This window comes from Burkholderia sp. AU30198 (assembly GCF_020419825.1).
Lineage (GTDB): Bacteria > Pseudomonadota > Gammaproteobacteria > Burkholderiales > Burkholderiaceae > Burkholderia.
In genome coordinates, this window is record NZ_JAIZSA010000012.1 from 82,924 (window position 1) to 101,547 (window position 18,624).

Annotated in this window: 13 protein-coding genes; 10 read left to right on the forward strand and 3 right to left on the reverse strand. The window is 67.0% G+C overall.

Annotated features, from left to right (window positions below; translation table 11 throughout):
- The first annotated feature begins 105 nt into the window (after positions 1-105).
- The 4 genes from smc (at position 106) to def (ending at position 7,737) form a co-directional block, all read left to right on the forward strand.
- Positions 106-3,618 (forward strand): chromosome segregation protein SMC, encoded by a 3,513-nt coding sequence (gene smc, locus LGN19_RS24770; RefSeq protein ID WP_226217653.1) that lies wholly within the window; start codon positions 106-108, stop codon positions 3,616-3,618.
- 85 nt (positions 3,619-3,703) lie between these two features.
- The gene (locus tag LGN19_RS24775; RefSeq protein WP_226217655.1) at positions 3,704-4,987 is read left to right on the forward strand and encodes a cell division protein ZipA C-terminal FtsZ-binding domain-containing protein; all 1,284 of its coding nucleotides are present in this window, start codon (positions 3,704-3,706) and stop codon (positions 4,985-4,987) included.
- Positions 4,988-5,131: 144 nt separating this feature from the next.
- Positions 5,132-7,207, forward strand: coding sequence for an NAD-dependent DNA ligase LigA (gene ligA / locus LGN19_RS24780; protein ID WP_226217657.1), 2,076 nt, complete (start codon positions 5,132-5,134; stop codon positions 7,205-7,207).
- A complete protein-coding gene (gene def / locus LGN19_RS24785) occupies positions 7,204-7,737 on the forward strand; it encodes a peptide deformylase (RefSeq protein ID WP_122945705.1) in 534 nt (177 codons plus the stop codon). The genes ligA and def overlap by 4 nt, the downstream gene beginning before the upstream one ends.
- Positions 7,738-7,828: 91 nt before the next feature.
- Here the strand turns inward: def and LGN19_RS24790 are convergent, their stop codons facing one another.
- From LGN19_RS24790 to map, 3 genes are read right to left on the reverse strand one after another with little or no spacing between them, the layout of a single operon-like run.
- Positions 7,829-9,832 (reverse strand): pseudouridine synthase, encoded by a 2,004-nt coding sequence (locus tag LGN19_RS24790; RefSeq protein WP_226217659.1) that lies wholly within the window; start codon positions 9,830-9,832, stop codon positions 7,829-7,831.
- Positions 9,833-9,848: 16 nt separating this feature from the next.
- Positions 9,849-12,425, reverse strand: a complete 2,577-nt coding sequence (locus tag LGN19_RS24795) for a [protein-PII] uridylyltransferase (RefSeq protein ID WP_174959559.1) — start codon at positions 12,423-12,425, stop codon at positions 9,849-9,851.
- Between the two features lie 43 nt (positions 12,426-12,468).
- Entirely contained in the window at positions 12,469-13,284 is an 816-nt protein-coding gene (gene map / locus LGN19_RS24800; protein ID WP_046545985.1) for a type I methionyl aminopeptidase, read from the reverse strand.
- A gap of 378 nt (positions 13,285-13,662) precedes the next feature.
- On the opposite strand from map, the gene rpsB reads away from it, so the two are divergent.
- The 6 genes from rpsB to LGN19_RS24830 all read left to right on the forward strand — a co-directional run bounded on the left by rpsB (position 13,663) and on the right by LGN19_RS24830 (position 18,623).
- Positions 13,663-14,403 carry a 30S ribosomal protein S2 gene (gene rpsB, locus LGN19_RS24805; protein ID WP_128848401.1) on the forward strand — a complete coding sequence of 247 codons (741 nt, stop codon included), beginning with the start codon at positions 13,663-13,665 and terminating at the stop codon, positions 14,401-14,403.
- 162 nt (positions 14,404-14,565) lie between these two features.
- Positions 14,566-15,447 carry a translation elongation factor Ts gene (gene tsf / locus LGN19_RS24810; RefSeq protein ID WP_124501689.1) on the forward strand — a complete coding sequence of 294 codons (882 nt, stop codon included), beginning with the start codon at positions 14,566-14,568 and terminating at the stop codon, positions 15,445-15,447.
- Between the two features lie 163 nt (positions 15,448-15,610).
- A complete protein-coding gene (pyrH, locus tag LGN19_RS24815) occupies positions 15,611-16,324 on the forward strand; it encodes a UMP kinase (RefSeq protein ID WP_174918843.1) in 714 nt (237 codons plus the stop codon).
- A gap of 91 nt (positions 16,325-16,415) precedes the next feature.
- Positions 16,416-16,976 carry a ribosome recycling factor gene (gene frr / locus LGN19_RS24820; protein WP_048248629.1) on the forward strand — a complete coding sequence of 187 codons (561 nt, stop codon included), beginning with the start codon at positions 16,416-16,418 and terminating at the stop codon, positions 16,974-16,976.
- 49 nt (positions 16,977-17,025) lie between these two features.
- The gene (uppS, locus tag LGN19_RS24825; protein ID WP_175223075.1) at positions 17,026-17,808 is read left to right on the forward strand and encodes a polyprenyl diphosphate synthase; all 783 of its coding nucleotides are present in this window, start codon (positions 17,026-17,028) and stop codon (positions 17,806-17,808) included.
- Positions 17,802-18,623 carry a phosphatidate cytidylyltransferase gene (locus LGN19_RS24830; RefSeq protein WP_175223076.1) on the forward strand — a complete coding sequence of 274 codons (822 nt, stop codon included), beginning with the start codon at positions 17,802-17,804 and terminating at the stop codon, positions 18,621-18,623. The genes uppS and LGN19_RS24830 overlap by 7 nt, the downstream gene beginning before the upstream one ends.
- The last annotated feature ends 1 nt before the right edge of the window (position 18,624 follow it).

Consider the following 18,624-nt stretch of genomic DNA (forward strand, 5'->3'; position numbering starts at 1 on the left):
CGCGGCCCCGCTTTTGAATTCCGGGGCGCGTCGCGCGCATGGGCCGTCCGGCCTCGCGCAGTGCGGCTCCGTCCGTTTCACACCTTCTTCACATCCGATACCGCCGTGCGTCTGAGCTCGATCAAACTCGCTGGCTTCAAATCCTTTGTCGATCCCACGCATTTCCAGGTTCCGGGCCAGCTTGTCGGCGTGGTGGGCCCGAACGGGTGCGGCAAGTCCAACATCATCGACGCCGTGCGCTGGGTGCTCGGCGAGTCGCGCGCTTCCGAGCTGCGCGGCGAGTCGATGCAGGACGTGATCTTCAACGGCTCGACCGCCCGCAAGCCCGGTAGCCGGGCCAGCGTCGAACTGATCTTCGACAACTCCGACGGCCGCGCGGCCGGCCAGTGGGGCCAGTACGGCGAGATCGCCGTGAAGCGCGTGCTCACGCGCGACGGCACGTCGAGTTACTACATCAACAACCTGCCGGCGCGCCGCCGCGACATCCAGGACATCTTCCTCGGCACCGGCCTCGGGCCGCGTGCGTACGCGATCATCGGGCAGGGCATGATCGCGCGGATCATCGAGGCGAAGCCGGAAGAGCTGCGCGTGTTCCTCGAGGAAGCCGCGGGCGTGTCGAAGTACAAGGAACGCCGCCGCGAGACCGAGAACCGCCTGCACGACACGCGCGAGAACCTGACGCGCGTCGAAGATATCGTCCGCGAACTCGGTGCGAACCTCGAGAAGCTCGAGGCGCAGGCCGTCGTTGCCACCAAGTACAAGGAACTCGTCGCCGACGGCGAGGAGAAGCAGCGCCTGTTGTGGCTGCTGCGCAAGAACGAGGCCGCCGGCGAGCAGCAGAAGCAGCAGCGCGCGATCGAACAGGCGCAGATCGACCTCGAGGCGCAAACCGCGAAGCTGCGCGAGGTCGAGGCGCAGCTCGAGACGCTGCGCGTCGCGCATTACTCGGCAAGCGACGCGATGCAGGGCGCGCAGGGTTCGCTCTACGAAGCGAACGCCGAGGTGAGCCGCCTCGAAGCCGAGATCAAGTTCATCGTCGAATCGCGCAATCGCGTGCAGGCGCAGATCGCCGCGCTGAATGCGCAGCGCGAGCAATGGCGCGCGCAGGCCGAGAAGGCGCAGGACGAACTCGAGGATGCCGAGGAAGCGCGCGCGATGGCCGACGAGAAGGCCGCGCTCGCCGAAGACAACGCCGCCGCGAAGCACGACGCGCTGCCGGCGCTCGAAGCGAAATTCCGCGATGCGCAGGCGCAGCTCAACGACGAGCGCGCGCGGATCGCGCAGACCGAACAGTCGCTGAAGCTCGAAGCCGCGCACCAGCGCAACGCCGACCAGCAGCTCCAGCAGCTTCAGCAGCGCCATGAGCGCCTGAAGAGCGAAGCGGGCGGGCTCGACGCGCCGGACGAGGCTCAGCTCGAAGAGCTGCGCATGCAGCTCGCCGAGCAGGAAGAGATCCTGGCCGAAGCGCAGGCGCGCCTCGCCGACGCACAGGAAACGGTGCCGCGCCTCGATGGCGAACGCCGTGCCGCACAGGAGCGCGTGCAGGCCGAAGCCGCGCAGATCCACCAGCTCGAGGCGCGTCTCGCCGCGCTGAAGCAGTTGCAGGAAAACGTACAGACCGAAGGCAAGGTGCAGCCGTGGCTCGACAAGCACGAGCTCGGCGCGCTGCCGCGTCTTTGGAAGAAGCTGCATGTCGAAGCCGGCTGGGAAGCCGCGCTCGAAGCCGTGCTGCGCGAGCGCCTCGCCGCGCTCGAAGTGTCGAATCTCGACTGGGTGAAGGCATTCGCCACCGATGCGCCGCCCGCGAAGCTCGCGTTCTACGCGCCGCCCGCGGCCGGCGAACCGCCTGCGGCCGTAGCAGGGCTGCGTCCGGTGCTGTCGCTCGTGCGTATCGACGATGCAGGCATCCGCGCGGTGCTGAACGACTGGCTCGGCAACGTGTATGTCGCCGACGACGTCGCACAGGCGCTCGCGACGCGCACGCAGCTGCCGGCAGGCGGCGCGTTCGTCGTCAAGGCCGGCCATATCGTCACGCGCGTCGGCGTGCAGCTTTATGCGGCCGATTCGGAGCAGGCCGGGATGCTGGCTCGCCAGCAGGAAATCGAAAACCTGACGCGCCAGGTGCGTGCGCAGGCGCTGCTCGCCGACGAGGCGCGCACGGCCGCCGTACGCGCGGAAGCCGCGCACACGCAGGCCACGCAGGCGCTCGGCGACGTCCGCGCACAGGCCGAGCGTGCGACGCAGCGCGTGCACGCGCTGCAGATGGACGTGCTGAAGCTCGCGCAGGCGCACGAGCGTTACACGCAGCGCAGCACGCAGATTCGCGAGGAACTCGAGGAAATCGGCGCGCAGATCGAAGAGCAGCGCGCGATGCGCGCGGAGTCGGAAGCGAATTTCGAGCGTTTCGACGGCGAACTCGCGGAACTGCAGGCGCGCTTCGAGGACAACCAGCTCGCGTTCGAAGCGCTCGACGAATCGCTGACGCAGGCGCGTCAGGAAGCGCGCGACCTGGAGCGCGGCGCGAACGACGCGCGCTTCGCCGCGCGCAACGCGGTGACCCGGATCGACGAGCTCAAGCGCAGCATTCAGGTCGCACACGAACAGAGCGAGCGTGTTGCAGCATCGCTCGAAGACGCGCGTGCCGAGCTCGAGACGATCAACGAGCAGACCGCGCACACGGGCCTGCAGGACGCGCTCGAGATTCGTGCGGTGAAGGAAGAAGCGCTGCAGGCCGCGCGGATCGAACTCGACGACCTGACCGCAAAATTGCGGGCGTCGGACGAGCAGCGCCTCGTCGCCGAGCGCTCGCTGCAGCCGCTGCGCGACCGCATCACCGAATTGCAGTTGAAGGAGCAGGCCGCGCGCCTGTCGGTCGAGCAGTTCGCCGAGCAGCTCGTGACGGCCGAGGTCGACGAGGTGGCCCTGTCCGCGAAGCTCACGCCGGATCTGAAACCGTCGTACCTGCAGGGCGAGGTCACGCGCCTGAACAACGCGATCAACGCGCTCGGCCCGGTGAACATGGCCGCGCTCGACGAGCTGAAGGCCGCGAGCGAGCGCAAGGTGTTCCTCGACGCGCAGTCGGCCGACCTGATCGACGCGATCACGACGCTCGAGGATGCGATCCACAAGATCGACCAGGAAACCCGCACGCTGCTGCAGGGCACCTTCGACGAGGTCAACCGTCACTTCAGCGACCTGTTCCCGCGCCTGTTCGGCGGCGGCCAGGCGAAGCTGATCATGACGGGCGACGAAATCCTCGATGCCGGCGTGCAGGTGATGGCGCAGCCGCCGGGCAAGAAGAACGCGACGATTCACCTGCTGTCGGGCGGCGAGAAGGCGTTGACCGCGACCGCACTGGTGTTCGCGATGTTCCAGCTGAACCCGGCGCCGTTCTGTCTGCTGGACGAGGTCGACGCACCGCTCGACGATGCGAACACCGAGCGTTTCGCGAATCTCGTGCGCGCGATGTCCGACAAGACGCAGTTCCTGTTCATCTCGCACAACAAGATCGCGATGGAAATGGCGCAGCAGCTGATCGGCGTGACGATGCAGGAGCAGGGCGTGTCGCGGATCGTCGCGGTGGACATGGAAACCGCCGCGGGTTTTGCCCAGAATTGACGTTTGACGAAACCGGACCGCGTTCGCGCGGCGCATGGGCGCCCGTTCGCGGTTCCGACGAACAAGAATTGCTGATGGAGCGTGCATGGACGAGTTGACACTCGGTTTGATCGGCGCGGGCGCCGTCGTGGTGGGCGGCGTCGTGGTCTACAACGCATGGCAGGGCGCGAAGGTGCGGCGCAAGATGCCGCGCCCGATGCCGGAGGAAGCGGCCGAGGCGATGAACCGCCCCGAACGGGAAGAAGAACTGCCGTTCATCGAGCCGGTGCGTCAGCCGGTGCGGCGCGAGCCCGCGGCACCGGCCGCGGCGGCCGCCACGGCCGGCACGCCGGCCGAAGTCGCGCGCGTCGAGCCGACGTTCGGTGGGGTAGCGCCTGCCGACATGCCGGCCGATCTGCAGGCCGAGGCGACCGGCGTCGACACGCCGGCCGAGTCGGTCGAGCCGGTTGCCGGTGAAGAGGCCGCGCCTGCCGTCGCGCACCCAGCGACCGCCGAAGCTGCCGAGCCGGCCGAACCCGTGCTGCCAGCCGCGACGACGATCTCGTCGGCACCGCCGGCAATCGTCGACCGTCGGATCGACTGCATCGTGCCGATCCGCCTTGGCGGGCCGCTGCCGGGCGACAAGATCCTGCCGGCCGCGCAGCGACTGCGCCGCGCGGGCAGCAAGCCCGTGCATATCGAAGGCAAGCCGGAAGGCGGCCAGTGGGAGCTGCTGCAGAACGGTGTGCGCTACGAGGAACTGCGCGCAGCCGCCCAGCTCGCGAACCGCAGCGGCGCACTGAACGAGCTCGAGTTCTCCGAATTCGTGACGGGTGTCCAGCAGTTCGCCGACGCGATCGACGGCGCGCCGGAATTCCCGGACATGATGGAAACGGTCGCGATGGCGCGCGAGCTCGACGCCTTTGCCGCGCAGTGCGACGCGCAGCTGTCGGTCAACGTGATGTCGGACGGCGCGCCGTGGTCGGCGAACTACGTGCAGGCCGTGGCGTCGCAGGATGGGCTGCTGCTGTCGCGCGACGGCACGCGTTTCGTGAAGCTCGACGCGAAGCAGAACCCCGTGTTCATGCTGCAGTTCGGCGACACGAACTTCCTGCGCGACGACCTCACGTACAAGGGCGGCAACATGATCACGCTGGTGCTCGACGTGCCGGTTGCCGAAGAGGACATCCTGCCGTTCCGGCTGATGTGCGATTACGCGAAGTCGCTGTCCGAACGGATCGGCGCTCGCGTGGTCGACGATTCGCGCCGGCCGTTGCCGGAGTCGACGCTGGTCGCGATCGACCAGCAACTGATGAAGCTGTACGCGAAGCTCGAGGAAGCCGGCATCCCGGCCGGTTCGCCGGTCACACGCCGCCTCTTCAGCCAGTAACGCGAATGCGCGGACGGCGGGCTTCGGTGCCGCCGTTCGTCACTGCGGCGCACACCTCGCTGTTTGCGCTGCAGCACGCCCCGCCGCGGCGGCAAACTGAGATAATCGGGCATCCGATTTTCTCAGAACGAATCTGCCGCCAGCATGGCCCGAACCCAAGCCGAACCGCTAGCCAGCCAGCCCGACGCGCGCGCCGCGTGGCTGCGCGACCAACTCGAGCGGGCGAACTACGCCTATTACGTGCTCGACCAGCCGGATCTGCCCGACGCGGAATACGACCGGCTGTTCCGCGAACTGCAGCAGCTCGAAACCGACCATCCCGAACTCGTGACGCTAGATTCGCCGACGCAGCGCGTCGGCGGTGAGGCAGCCGGCGGCTTCACGCCGGTCGTCCATGATGCGCCGATGCTGTCGCTGAACAACGGCTTCGCCGACGAGGACATCACCGCGTTCGACAAGCGTGTCGCCGGCGCGCTCGACAAGACGACCGATCTCGCCGGCTCGGTGACGGAGCCGGTCGAATACGCGTGCGAACTGAAGTTCGACGGCCTCGCGATCTCGCTGCGCTACGAGCAAGGTGTATTCGTGCAGGCGTCGACGCGCGGCGACGGCACGACGGGCGAGGACGTGACCGAGAACGTGCGCACGATCCGCTCGATTCCGCTGAAGCTGAAGGGCACGAACGTGCCGGCCGTGCTCGACGTGCGCGGCGAGGTGCTGATGTTCAAGCGCGATTTCGCACGCCTGAACGAACGCCAGCGCGCGGCCGAGCAGCGTGAATTCGCGAACCCGCGCAACGCGGCGGCCGGCAGCCTTCGCCAGCTCGACTCGAAGATCACCGCGCAGCGTCCGCTGTCGTTCTTCGCGTACGGGATCGGCGTGCTCGACGGGATGCCGATGCCCGATACGCACAGCGCGCTGCTCGACTGGTACGAATCGCTCGGCCTGCCCGTGAACCGCGAGCGTGCGGTCGTACAGGGCGCCGAAGGCTTGCTCGACTTCTTCCGCAAGGTCGGCGAGAAGCGCGAATCGCTGCCGTACGACATCGACGGCGTCGTCTACAAGGTCAACCGGCGCGACGAGCAGGAGCGCCTCGGCTTCGTGTCCCGTGCGCCGCGCTTCGCGCTCGCGCACAAGTTCCCCGCGCAGGAAGCGCTGACCAAGCTCGTCGCGATCGACGTGCAGGTCGGCCGCACGGGCGCGATCACGCCGGTCGCGCGCCTCGAGCCCGTGTTCGTCGGCGGTGCGACCGTGACCAACGCGACGCTGCACAACGAGGACGAGGTGCGCCGCAAGGACATCCGGATCGGCGATACCGTGATCGTGCGCCGCGCGGGCGACGTGATCCCCGAGGTGGTCGGCGCGCTGCTCGACCGGCGCCCGGCCGATGCGGCCGAATTCGTGATGCCGACCGAATGCCCGGTGTGCGGCTCGAAGATCGAGCGCCTGCCGGACGAAACGATCGCGCGCTGCACGGGCGGCCTGTTCTGCCCGGCGCAGCGCAAGCAGGCGCTGTGGCACTTCGCGCAGCGCCGCGCGCTCGACATCGACGGGCTCGGCGAGAAGATCATCGACCAGCTCGTCGAGGTGAATCTCGTGCGCACGCCGGCCGACCTGTTCAATCTCGGCTTTGCGACGCTCGCCGAGCTCGACCGGTTTGCCGAGAAGTCGGCGCAGAATCTGCTCGATTCGCTCGAGAAGGCGAAGCACACGACGCTCGCGCGCTTCATCTACGGGCTCGGCATCCGTCATGTAGGCGAATCGACGGCGAAGGATCTCGCGAAGCATTTCGGCTCGCTGACGCCGATCATGGACGCCTCGATCGAAGAACTGCTCGAAGTCAACGACGTCGGGCCGATCGTCGCCGAGTCGCTCCACCAGTTCTTCGCGGAAGAGCACAACCGGACCGTGATCGAGCAGTTGCGCGCGCCGGGCAAGGTGACGTGGCCGGAAGGGCCGCCCGCGCCGAAGGCGCCGCAGGGCGTGCTGGCCGGCAAGACGGTCGTGCTGACGGGCACGCTGCCGACGCTCACGCGCGATGCCGCGAAGGAAATGCTCGAAGCGGCGGGCGCGAAAGTGGCTGGTTCGGTATCGAAGAAGACGGATTACGTGGTCGCGGGCGCCGAAGCCGGCAGCAAGCTCGCGAAGGCCGAGGAACTCGGCATCCCCGTGCTGGACGAAGACGGCCTGCACCAACTCCTGGAGGGCAATACGCCATGATTCGCGAGATCCTGAAGATGGGCGATCCGCGCCTGCTCGAAGTCGCCAAGCCGGTCGAGCGGTTCGATACACCCGAACTGCACGAGATCGTCGCGGACATGTTCGAGACGATGCACCATGCGAACGGCGCCGGGCTGGCCGCTCCGCAGATCGGCATCGGGCTGCAGCTCATCATCTTCGGCTTCGGCAACAACAACCGCTACCCGGATGCGCCGCCGGTGCCTGAGACGGTGCTGATCAACCCGAAGGTCGAGTACATGCCGCCGGACATGGAAGAGGGCTGGGAGGGCTGCCTGTCGGTGCCGGGCATGCGGGGCGTCGTCAGCCGTTACGCGAAGGTGCGCTACAGCGGCTTCGACCAGTTCGGCGAGAAGATCGATCGCGTTGCCGACGGCTTTCACGCACGCGTCGTCCAGCACGAATACGATCACCTGATCGGCAAGCTGTATCCGATGCGGATCACCGACTTCACGCGCTTCGGCTTCACGGAAGTGCTGTTCCCCGGGCTCGATCCGGCTTCGGACGACTGATCGGCCGACTGTCCCGGCTTCTCGCAGGAAACAAAAAAGCCCGCTTGCGCGGGCTTTTTCATTGCGTGGCGCCCGTGTGGCGCGCTCGCGGTCAGAACGTCTCGTCGGCCGACAGATAGCGCCATTGACCCTGCGGCAGTGCGCCGAGCATCACGCGGCCCATCCGTACGCGCTTCAGGCCGATCACTTCGAGGCCCACCAGTTCGCACATGCGACGGATCTGGCGCTTCTTGCCTTCGCGCAGCACGAAGCGCAACTGCTCACCGTTCTGCCAGCTCACCATCGCGGGCTTCAGCGCGACGCCGTCGAGCTCGAGGCCGTGGCGCAGCTTCGCGAGCGATTCCGCGGGGAAGTGCTGGTCGATGTCGATGAGTTGTTCACCGAAGCGCACGCGCACCAGGTACTCCTTGTCGATGTCCGACTGCTCGCCGATCAGCTGCTTCGCGATCACGCCGTTCTGCGTCAGCACGAGCATGCCGGTCGAATCGATGTCCAGGCGGCCGGCCGGTGCGAGCGCGTGCAGGTGCTGCGGGGAGAAGCGCACCGGCGAATGGTCGCCGCTCCAGCGGTTCGCGCGCGTGATCAGCACGGCCGCGGGCTCGTAGCCGTCTTCCGCCTGGCCCGACACATAGCCGACCGGCTTGTGCAGCAGGATCGTCACTTGCGCGGCCTGCGCGGCGCTCGCCCGTTCGTCGATCTCGATCTTCTGGTCGGCGCGTACCTTGGTGCCGAGCGTGTCGATGCGTTCGCCGTCGACGAGTACCCAACCCTTTTCGATCCATTCGTCGGCTTCGCGGCGCGAGCACATGCCGAGCTCGGACATCCGCTTCGACAGGCGCATCAGGCCCGATTCGTCGCCGTAGTCGACGTCGGCTGCGGCGGCGCGCTTGACCGGTTGCGCGGTCTTGACCGCGCCGAACGAGCGGCGCTCGTCGTCGCGTGCGGGGCGGGCCGGGCGGTCGCCGAAGCTGCGCTTCGCGCCTTCGCCGGCGGGCTTGTCGCGATACGACGGGCGCTTGCCCTCGTCGGCGCCTGCGCGGCGCGGGCGGTCATCGTCGTTGCGGCGCGGCGGGCGATCGGACGACGTGCGGCGGTCGCCGAAGCTGCGTTTTGCGCCTTCGCCTGATGCGTTGTCGCGATACGGTGTGCGTGCGCCGCCTTCGCCACCCGTGCGACGCGGCCGTGCATCGTCATCACGGCGCGGCGGGCGATCGGACGACGTGCGGCGGTCACCGAAGCTGCGCTTCGCGCCTTCGCCGGATGCGTTGTCGCGATACGGCGCGCGTGCGCCGCCTTCGCCACCCGTGCGACGCGGGCGTGCATCGTCATCACGACGGGGCGGGCGATCCGACGACGTGCGGCGGTCGCCGAAGCTGCGCTTTGCGCCTTCACCGCCGGCGTTGTCGCGATAGGGTGCGCGTGCGCCGCCTTCGCCACCTGCACGACGCGGACGCGCATCGTCATCGCGGCGCGGCGGGCGATCCGAGGACGTGCGGCGGTCGCCGAAGCTGCGCTTTGCGCCTTCACCGCCGGCGTTGTCGCGATAAGGCGGGCGTGCGCCGCCTTCGCCACCCGCGCGACGCGGCCGTGAGTCGTCATCGCGACGGGGCGGGCGATCCGAGGACGTGCGGCGGTCGCCGAAGCTCCGCTTTGCGTCTTCACCGCCGGCGTTGTCGCGATAGAGTGCGCGTGCACCGCCTTCGCCGGCACCTGCACGACGCGGACGCGCATCGTCATCGCGGCGCGGCGGGCGATCGGACGACGTGCGACGGTCGCCGAAGCTACGCTTCGCGCCTTCGCCGGCCGCGTTGTCGCGATAAGGGGCACGCGTGCCGCGTTCGGCACCGCCGTCACGCGGCGCACGCTTGGCCGGTGCGCGATCCGCGCCAGGGCGTTCGGCACCCGCGGCAGCGCGCGGCTTGAACGTGCGTTCGCCGGAGGCTGCCGGGGCGGCCTTCTTCGGGCGGGCCGGCTTGTCCCCCGCGGGCGGCGTAGCGGGACGCACCGCCTTGCGGGCGACGAGGCTGCCGGAGCGGACAGGGGCGCGGGTCGGCGACGCCGGCTTCGGATTCTTGACGGTTAATTTGGTGCGCATAAACGCTGGAATTCATTCAGACTGCGATCGCACGCAGCAATTCGGTTTCGAGCTGGATCTGCAGGCGGTTGTCGGACAGGCCGGCACCCGCGAGCAGGAAGATGTCCTCGACGCGTTCGCCGAGTGTATTGATCCGCGCCGCGTGGACGCCGATCTGATGCTCGGCGAGTACGCGCGCGATCGAATAGAGAAGGCCCGGCCGGTCGTTGGCCGACACGGACAGGATGTAGTACTGGCCGCGCTCGTCGGCCCGCAGGTCGACGCGCGGCGTGATCGGAAACGTCCGGGACAGCCTCGACAGGCGGCCCTTGGACGGCTCCGGCAGCGGGGCGGTTTCGGTGAGCCGCGACGCGAGCTGTTGTTCGACGAGATTCGCGATGTCGCGGTACCGCACGTCACGTTCGGTCTGCGTGACGATGAAGTTGTCGAGCGCATAGCCGTGCCGCGTCGTGCTGACGCGTGCGTCGAGCACCGACAGCCCGTTGCGGTCGAAATACGCGCAGATGCCCGCGAACAGGTCGGGGCGGTCCTTCACGTACACGAGCACCTGCAGCGCGTCGCCGATCGGCGACGGCCGCGCGCGGACGATCGCGGTTTCGGCGTTCACGTGCCGGTACAGCACGCGTGTCTGCCACGCGATGTCGGCCGCGTCGTGACGCAGGAAGAAGCCGACGTCGAGCTGATCCCACAGCGCGCGGTGCGCGTCGTCGGGCACGGTTTCCAGGCGCAGCAGCGCGAGTGCCTGTTCCTGCCGCGACTTCAGCTCCGAATGCGCATCGGGGTTCGCGCCGCCGAGCACCGCGAGCGTGATGCGGTACAGATCCTCGAGCAGCTTGCCCTTCCACGTGTTCCACACCTTCGGGCTCGTGCCGCGGATATCGGCGACGGTCAGCAGGTACAGTGCGGTGAGATACCGTTCGTTGCCGACGACTTCGGCGAAGCGCTTGATGACTTCGGGGTCGCTCGTGTCCTGCTTCTGCGCGACCTGGCTCATCGTCAGGTGATGCTGGACGAGCCACACGATCAGCGCCGCGTCGTCGCCGGCGATGCCGTGCTCGCGGCAGAAGCGCCGCGCATCGGCCATCCCGAGCGTCGAGTGGTCGCCGCCGCGGCCCTTCGCGATGTCGTGGAACAGCGCCGCGACATACAGCACCCATGGGCGCTCGAAGTTGCCGATCAGCTGGCTGCAGAACGGATATTCGTGCGCGTGCTCGGCCACCGCGAAGCGGCGGATGTTGCGCAACACCATCAGGATGTGCTGATCGACCGTGTACACGTGGTACAGGTCGTGCTGCATCTGGCCGACGATACGGCGGAAATTCAGCAGGTAGCGGCCGAGCACGCTCGTCTGGTTCATCAGCCGGAACGCGTGCGTGATGCCTTCGGGCTGCTGCAGGATCCGCATGAACGTGTCGCGGTTCTGCGGATCGCGGCGCCACGTGTTGTTCATGATCTCGCGCGAGTTGTACAGCGCGCGCAGCGTGCGGGCGGACAGACCCTTCACGCCGCGGGTCGTCTCGTACAGCAGGAACGCTTCGAGGATCGCGTCGGGGTGGCGTTCGAACACACCGTCGTCGACGATCTCGAGCATGCCCTGCTTCTCGACGAAGCGGTCGGGCGACAGCACGCGCGTGATGCCGCTCGTCGCGGGGAACAGCTGCGCCTCGATGTTCTGGATCAGGATCGTCGCGAGCTGCGTGACGGCTTTCGCGGCCCAGTAATAGCGGCGCATCAGCTGTTCGCTCGCGCGCTTCGCCTGCGTCGGCTGGTAGCCGAAGCTCTCGGCGGCCTGCGTCTGCAGGTCGAACACGAGCATGTCCTGGCGGCGGCCGGCGATCACGTGCAGCCGCGCACGCAGCGTCTTCAGGAATCCTTCGTTGCGGCGCAGCTCGCGCGCTTCGCGATCGGTGATGAGGCCGCGCGTGTCGAGTTCGCGCCAGCTGCTGCCGAAACCGGCCGCGCGCGCGATCCACAGGATCGTCTGCAGGTCGCGCAGCCCGCCGGGGCTTTCCTTCACGTTCGGTTCGAGGCTGTACGGCGTGTCCTGGAACTTCGCGTGGCGCTGGCGCATCTCGAGCACCTTCGCGGTGAAGAACGCGCGGGCGTCGAGCGCCTCGTGGTAGCGCACCGTGAAGCGTTCGAACAGCGCGGTGCTGCCGACGATGCGGCGTGCTTCCAGCAGCGAGGTCTGCACCGTGACGTCCTGCGACGCTTCCTCGATGCACTGCGCGACCGTGCGCACGCTGCTGCCGATCTCGAGGCCGAGATCCCACGCCATCCCGATGAAGCGCTCGATGCGCGCATCGAGCGCCGGGTCGTGCGCATCGGGCAGCAGCACGAGGATGTCGACGTCGGAATAGGGCGCGAGCTCGCCGCGCCCGTAGCCGCCGACGGCGACGAGCGCGAGCGTCGCGGGTAGCCCGCAGTCGTCCCATACGCGCTTGAGCGCATCGTCGGTGAGTTTCGACAGCGCGTGCATCAGCGACGCGACGTTCGTCGCGCGGCGGAAGCGCTCGAGCATCTCCGTCTTGGCGGCCTTGAATTCGGCGCGCCGCGACAGCGCGTCGGGCGAGGGGGCGGCGTGAGCGCTCATGGGCGGCCGTTCAGGTGCGAGTGGGGCGGGCAGGCGACGGCGCTCAGACGGCGGCGGCCGGTTGCGCGAACACGGGGCGCGCCGGCGTGCCGGCCGACACGGTCAGCACGTCGTAGCCGGTTTCGGTGACGAGCACCGTGTGCTCCCACTGCGCGGACAGGCTGCGGTCGCGCGTCTTGACCGTCCACTGGTCGGGCATCGTGCGGATGTCGCGCTTGCCGGCGTTGATCATCGGCTCGATCGTGAAGATCATCCCGGCCTTCAGTTCGATGCCCGTGCCCGGACGGCCGTAGTGGACGACCTGCGGATCCTCGTGGAACACCGTGCCGATGCCGTGGCCGCAGTATTCGCGCACGACGCTGTAGCCCTGCGCTTCCGCGTGCTTCTGGATCGCGTAGCCGATGTCGCCGAGGTGCGCGCCGGGCTTGACCTGGTCGATGCCGAGCCACATGCATTCGTAGGTGGTCTGCACGAGGCGCTTCGCGAGGATCGAACCTTCGCCGACGATGAACATGCGGCTCGTGTCGCCGAAGTAGCCGTTCTTGATCACGGTGATGTCGATGTTCAGCGCGTCGCCGTTCTTGATCACCTTCTCGCCGGGGATGCCGTGGCAGATCACGTCGTTGACCGAAATGCAGGTGGCCTTCGGGTACGGCGGATAGCCGGGCGGCTGGTAATTCAGCGGCGCGGGGATCGTGCCCTGCTCGTTGAGCATGAACTCATGGCAGAGGCGGTCGAGTTCGGCGGTCGTGACGCCCGCGACGACGTGCGGGGTGATGAAGTCGAGCACTTCGCTCGCGAGACGGCAGGCGACGCGCATCTCGGCGATATCGTGTTCGTTTTTGAGCGTAATAGCCATCGAGGTATGCCTGGAATGCGGTGAATTGACGGATTATCGCACCTTCTGGCAGGCGTCGCAGCCCCTGCCGGTGGTGCGGATGCGGGTTTTCGCGGATTGTCCGCCCGGTCGCCGCGCGGCAAGCAAAAGTGGTGAGCGACTTGAGAGCGGACAAATCGGCGTGCTATACTCTTTGGCTAAGTCGACATCCAAATGCCGAGCTTGCCCGTTTTGGGGCGGCATGGCGGTGAAAGGCTTACGGCACGGGCGTTTTGCTCGTGTCGAATCGCAAGCCGGCGCAACCAAGGGTGCCGGCCGCGCGGAATCGGTGCCCTTTGGGGCGGGTTCGCGCGGCGGTACGGCGGCCGGCTTAAGACCCAACCCTCGTGGAGAATTTACATGGCAGTTACGATGCGCCAAATGCTGGAAGCAGGTGTCCACTTCGGTCACCAGACGCGCTTCTGGAACCCGAAGATGGCTCCGTTCATTTTCGGTCACCGCAACAAGATTCACATCATCAACCTCGAAAAGACGCTGCCGATGTTCACGGACGCACAGAAGTACGTGCGCCAGCTGGCAGCGAACCGCGGCACGATCCTGTTCGTCGGCACGAAGCGTCAATCGCGTGACACGATCGCCCAGGAAGCGCAGCGCGCAGGCATGCCGTTCGTCAACGCACGCTGGCTCGGCGGCATGATGACCAACTTCAAGACGCTGAAGGTTTCGATCAAGCGCCTGAAGGACATGGAAGCGGCCGTCGAATCGGGCGAAACCGAGAAGATGAGCAAGAAGGAAGCGCTGCTGTTCGAACGTGAAATCGCCAAGCTGCAGAAGTCGATCGGCGGCGTGAAGGACATGGGCGGCATTCCGGACGCAATCTTCGTCGTCGACGTCGGCTACCACAAGATCGCCGTCACGGAAGCGAACAAGCTGGGCGTGCCGGTCATCGCCGTGGTCGATACGAACCACTCGCCGGAAGGTGTGGATTACGTGATCCCGGGTAACGACGACTCGAGCAAGGCAGTCGCGCTGTACGCTGAAGGCGTGGCCGACGCGATCCTCGAAGGCCGTGCGAACGCGGTCAACGAAGTGGTCCAGGCCGCACGCGGCGACGACGAGTACGTCGAGGAAAACGCGTAACTGGCCCCGAGCCGGCGCAAAAAGGGGGCTCTCAACAGGCCCCCTTTTTTTAAGCTTGTGCGCCGGACCTGATCGCGCCGAATCGGCGCGGGTCCGGAACCGAATCTCGGCCGTTCGCGTCCAAGCGGGCGGCGTTGTGAATACAGACTCAAGGAGCGAATGATGGCGGCAATTACCGCAAGCATGGTGGCAGAACTGCGCGCAAAGACCGACGCACCGATGATGGAGTGCAAGAAGGCGCTGACGGAAGCTGACGGCGATCTGGCCAAGGCTGAAGAGCTGCTGCGCGTCAAGCTCGGCAACAAGGCGAGCAAGGCGGCATCGCGCGTGACGGCAGAAGGCGTCGTCGCATCGTTCGTCGGCGGCAACGCAGGCGCGCTGGTCGAGCTGAACTGCGAAACCGACTTCGTCGCGAAGAACGACGACTTCCTCGCATTCTCGAAGACGGTTGCAGAACTCGTCGCGACGCAAAACCCGGCTGACGTGGCTGCGCTGTCGGCACTGCCGCTCGAAGGCTCGACGGTCGACGCAGTGCGCCTGGCACTGATCGGCAAGATCGGCGAGAACGTCTCGATCCGCCGTTTCGTCCGTTTCGAAACCGCAAACAAGATCGCAACGTACCTGCACGGCGCGCGTATCGGCGTGATCGTCGAGTACACGGGTGCGGAAGAGCAGGTCGGCAAGGACGTCGCGATGCACATCGCGGCGATGAAGCCGGTCGCGCTGTCGTCGGCTGACGTGCCGGCGGAATTGATCGAGACGGAACGCCGCGTGGCCGAGCAGAAGGCTGCGGAATCGGGCAAGCCGGCCGAGATCGTCGCGAAGATGGTCGACGGTAGCGTCCAGAAGTACCTGAAGGAAGTGTCGCTGCTGAACCAGACGTTCGTGAAGAACGACAAGCAGTCGATCGAACAGATGCTGAAGGCAGCGGATTCCGCCGTGCAGAAGTTCACGCTGTTCGTCGTCGGCGAAGGCATCGAGAAGCGCCAGGACGACTTCGCCGCCGAAGTGGCCGCGCAAGTCGCAGCAGCAAAGCAGCAGTAAGCCGTAAGCAGTCAGGCAGTATCCGCGGCGGGCGTCCGCTCCGCCGCGGTCGGCGCCGCCGCCGGCCGGCCGGGAAACCCGGTCCGACCGTCGGCGCTTGCCCGAATCAGTATTTCGCCCCTACAGTTCGTGGTTGTCATCCTCTCGTCGCTCGGAAGCCCCTATGTCCAATGCCTATAAACGCGTCCTTCTCAAACTTTCCGGCGAAGCGCTGATGGGCGACGATGCCTTCGGCATCAATCGCGCGACGATCGAACGGATGGTGGCCGATATCGCGGAAGTGGTGCGTCTCGGCACGCAGCTCGCGGTCGTGATCGGTGGCGGTAATATTTTCCGTGGCGTTGCGGGCGGCGCGGCCGGCATGGATCGCGCGACGGCGGACTACATGGGGATGCTCGCAACGATGATGAACGCGTTGGCGCTGCAGGACGCGATGCGCCACGCCGGCATCGAGGCGCGCGTGCAGTCCGCGCTGCGGATGGACCAGGTCGTCGAGCCGTACATCCGGCCTCGCGCGATCCGCCAGCTCGAGGAAGGCCGCGTCGTGATCTTCGCGGCCGGCACGGGCAACCCGTTTTTCACGACGGACACGGCCGCCGCGCTGCGCGGTTCGGAAGTGGGCGCCGAGGTCGTATTGAAGGCGACCAAGGTCGATGGCGTATATTCTGCCGATCCGAAGAAGGATCCGTCGGCCACGCGCTACACGACGATCAGCTTCGACGAGGCGATCGGCCGCAACCTGCAGGTGATGGACGCGACGGCCTTCGCGCTGTGCCGCGACCAGAAGCTGCCGATTCGCGTGTTTTCGATCAACAAGCCGGGTGCGCTCAAGCGCATCGTGCTGGGCGAGGACGAAGGTACGCTCGTCCACGTGTAAACTCCCGCGGATGCGGGCCATCGGCCGCGGCGCACCAGATGCGCCGGGTGGGGTCCGCGTTCTTTGAAGGTTTGAAGGTTCGGAGGTTGAAATGAGTGTCGCTGATACCAAGAAGGGCGTCGAGCAGAAGATGCAGCGCTCGATCGATGCATTCAAGAGCGATCTGGCGAAGATCCGTACGGGCCGTGCGCACACCGGCATGCTCGATCACGTGCAGGTTGACTACTACGGGTCGATGGTGCCGATTTCGCAGGTTGCCAACATGACGCTCGTCGACGCGCGCACGATCGGTGTGCAGCCGTGGGAAAAGCCGATGGTTGCGAAGGTCGAGAAGGCCATTCGCGAAGCCGATCTCGGCCTGAACCCGGCCACGTCCGGCGACCTGATCCGCGTGCCGATGCCGGCGCTGACGGAAGAGCGCCGCCGCGAGCTGACCAAGGTCGTCAAGAGCGAAGGCGAAACGGCCAAGGTCGCGATCCGCAACCTGCGCCGCGATGCGAACGAAGCGCTCAAGAAGCTCGTGAAGGACAAGGAAATCTCGGAAGACGACGAGCGCCGTGCGAGCGACGACGTGCAGAAGCTGACCGACAAGCACGTCGCCGAAATCGACAAGCTCGTGCAGAGCAAGGAAGCCGAGATCATGACGGTCTGACGACCGTCCTCGCGCGCCGCCTTCTTCCCGCATTACTGTCTCAACGGCCATGACCTATACCAGCTCTACCGTTCGCGTGCCTGACGTCGGCGTCGTGCCGCGTCACATCGCGATCATCATGGACGGCAACGGCCGTTGGGCGACCGAACGCCGCTTGCCGCGCGTCGCGGGGCACACCCGTGGCGTCGATGCCGTACGGTCGGTGGTCGAAGGTTGCGCGCGCGCCGGCGTCGAGTACCTGACGCTGTTCGCGTTCAGTTCGGAGAACTGGCGCCGGCCGAACGACGAAGTGTCGTTCCTGATGCGCCTCTTCATCACCGCGCTCGAGCGCGAGGTCGGCAAGCTTCATGCGAACGGGATCCGCCTGCGTGTCGTCGGCGATCTCGACCGCTTCGAGCCGCGCATCCGCGAACTGATTCGACGCGCCGAAACCAAGACGGCGCGCAACACCCGTCTTACGCTCACCATCGCGGCCAACTACGGCGGCCGGTGGGACATCCTGCAGGCGACGAAGAAGCTCATCGAGCAGGCCGTGCGCGAGGGTCGCGAGGTCGAAGTGACCGAGGACGCGTTCGCGCCGCACCTGGCAATGGCCTATGCGCCGGAGCCCGATCTCTTCATCCGTACCGGTGGCGAGCAGCGCGTCAGCAACTTCCTGCTGTGGCAACTCGCGTACGCCGAATTCTATTTCACCGACAAATACTGGCCGGATTTCGACGGCGCGGCACTGGCCGACGCCATGGCGTCGTATACGGAGCGCGAGCGCCGTTTCGGCCGCACGAGCGCACAGCTCGAACCGCAATCGCAGAACGCCGACTCCCTTTCATGCTGAAAACCCGTGTGATCACGGCGATCGTGATGCTGGCGGTATTGCTGCCGGTGACGCTGTTCGCGCCGCTCACCGCGTTCGGCGCGCTCATTGGCGTCGTGCTCGTGTTTGCCGCGTGGGAATGGGCGCGCCTGCTCAAGCTCGGCGGTGCCGGCCCGGTCATCTATGCCGTCGTCGCGGCGCTTGCGCTCGCAGCAACGGCGCCGCTCGGCGTCGACGCGGCTTCGTCCCGTCCCCTTTTCATGGCAGCCGGCGTGTTCTGGCTGCTGGTCGGCCCGTTCACGCTGCGGCGAAAGCCGGAGCTCGCGGGCGGCGTATGGCGTCCGTTCCTGCTGGTGGCCGGCCTCGTGGTCTTCGCGGCCTGCTGGCATGCGCTCGTCGCGGCGCGCGCGCAGGGCGTGCCGTTCGTGCTGTCGCTGCTTCTGGTCGTCTGGCTCGCCGATATCGGCGCATACTTCGCGGGCAAGGCCTTCGGAAAGCGTAAACTGGCCATCACGATCAGTCCCGGCAAGAGCTGGGAAGGCGCGATCGGTGGCTGGCTCGCCGTGATGGTCGTCGCCGGCGTCGCGATGGCTGCGCACGCGTTCGAGCCGACCCTGTTTTCCGCGTTCGCCGTGCGCTACGGGATGCCCGGCGCGTGGGCTGCACTGACGCTGCTGGTCGCGTACAGCGTGATCGGGGACCTGTTCGAGTCGCTGCTGAAGCGGCAGGCGGGCGTGAAGGATTCGAGCGGACTGCTGCCGGGTCATGGCGGCGTGCTCGACCGTGTCGACGCGCTGCTGCCGGTGCTGCCGCTCGCGATGCTGCTGCTTGGTTAAA

Coding starts and splice junctions, on each gene's coding strand:
- pyrH (WP_174918843.1), top strand. CDS start 15,611: ATGTCCAATGCCTATAAACGCGTCCTTCTCAAACTTTCCGGCGAAGCG.
- frr (WP_048248629.1), top strand. CDS start 16,416: ATGAGTGTCGCTGATACCAAGAAGGGCGTCGAGCAGAAGATGCAGCGC.
- def (WP_122945705.1), top strand. CDS start 7,204: ATGATTCGCGAGATCCTGAAGATGGGCGATCCGCGCCTGCTCGAAGTC.
- uppS (WP_175223075.1), top strand. CDS start 17,026: ATGACCTATACCAGCTCTACCGTTCGCGTGCCTGACGTCGGCGTCGTG.
- LGN19_RS24790 (WP_226217659.1), bottom strand. CDS start 9,832: ATGCGCACCAAATTAACCGTCAAGAATCCGAAGCCGGCGTCGCCGACC.
- ligA (WP_226217657.1), top strand. CDS start 5,132: ATGGCCCGAACCCAAGCCGAACCGCTAGCCAGCCAGCCCGACGCGCGC.
- tsf (WP_124501689.1), top strand. CDS start 14,566: ATGGCGGCAATTACCGCAAGCATGGTGGCAGAACTGCGCGCAAAGACC.
- LGN19_RS24775 (WP_226217655.1), top strand. CDS start 3,704: ATGGACGAGTTGACACTCGGTTTGATCGGCGCGGGCGCCGTCGTGGTG.
- map (WP_046545985.1), bottom strand. CDS start 13,284: ATGGCTATTACGCTCAAAAACGAACACGATATCGCCGAGATGCGCGTC.
- LGN19_RS24795 (WP_174959559.1), bottom strand. CDS start 12,425: ATGAGCGCTCACGCCGCCCCCTCGCCCGACGCGCTGTCGCGGCGCGCC.
- rpsB (WP_128848401.1), top strand. CDS start 13,663: ATGGCAGTTACGATGCGCCAAATGCTGGAAGCAGGTGTCCACTTCGGT.
- LGN19_RS24830 (WP_175223076.1), top strand. CDS start 17,802: ATGCTGAAAACCCGTGTGATCACGGCGATCGTGATGCTGGCGGTATTG.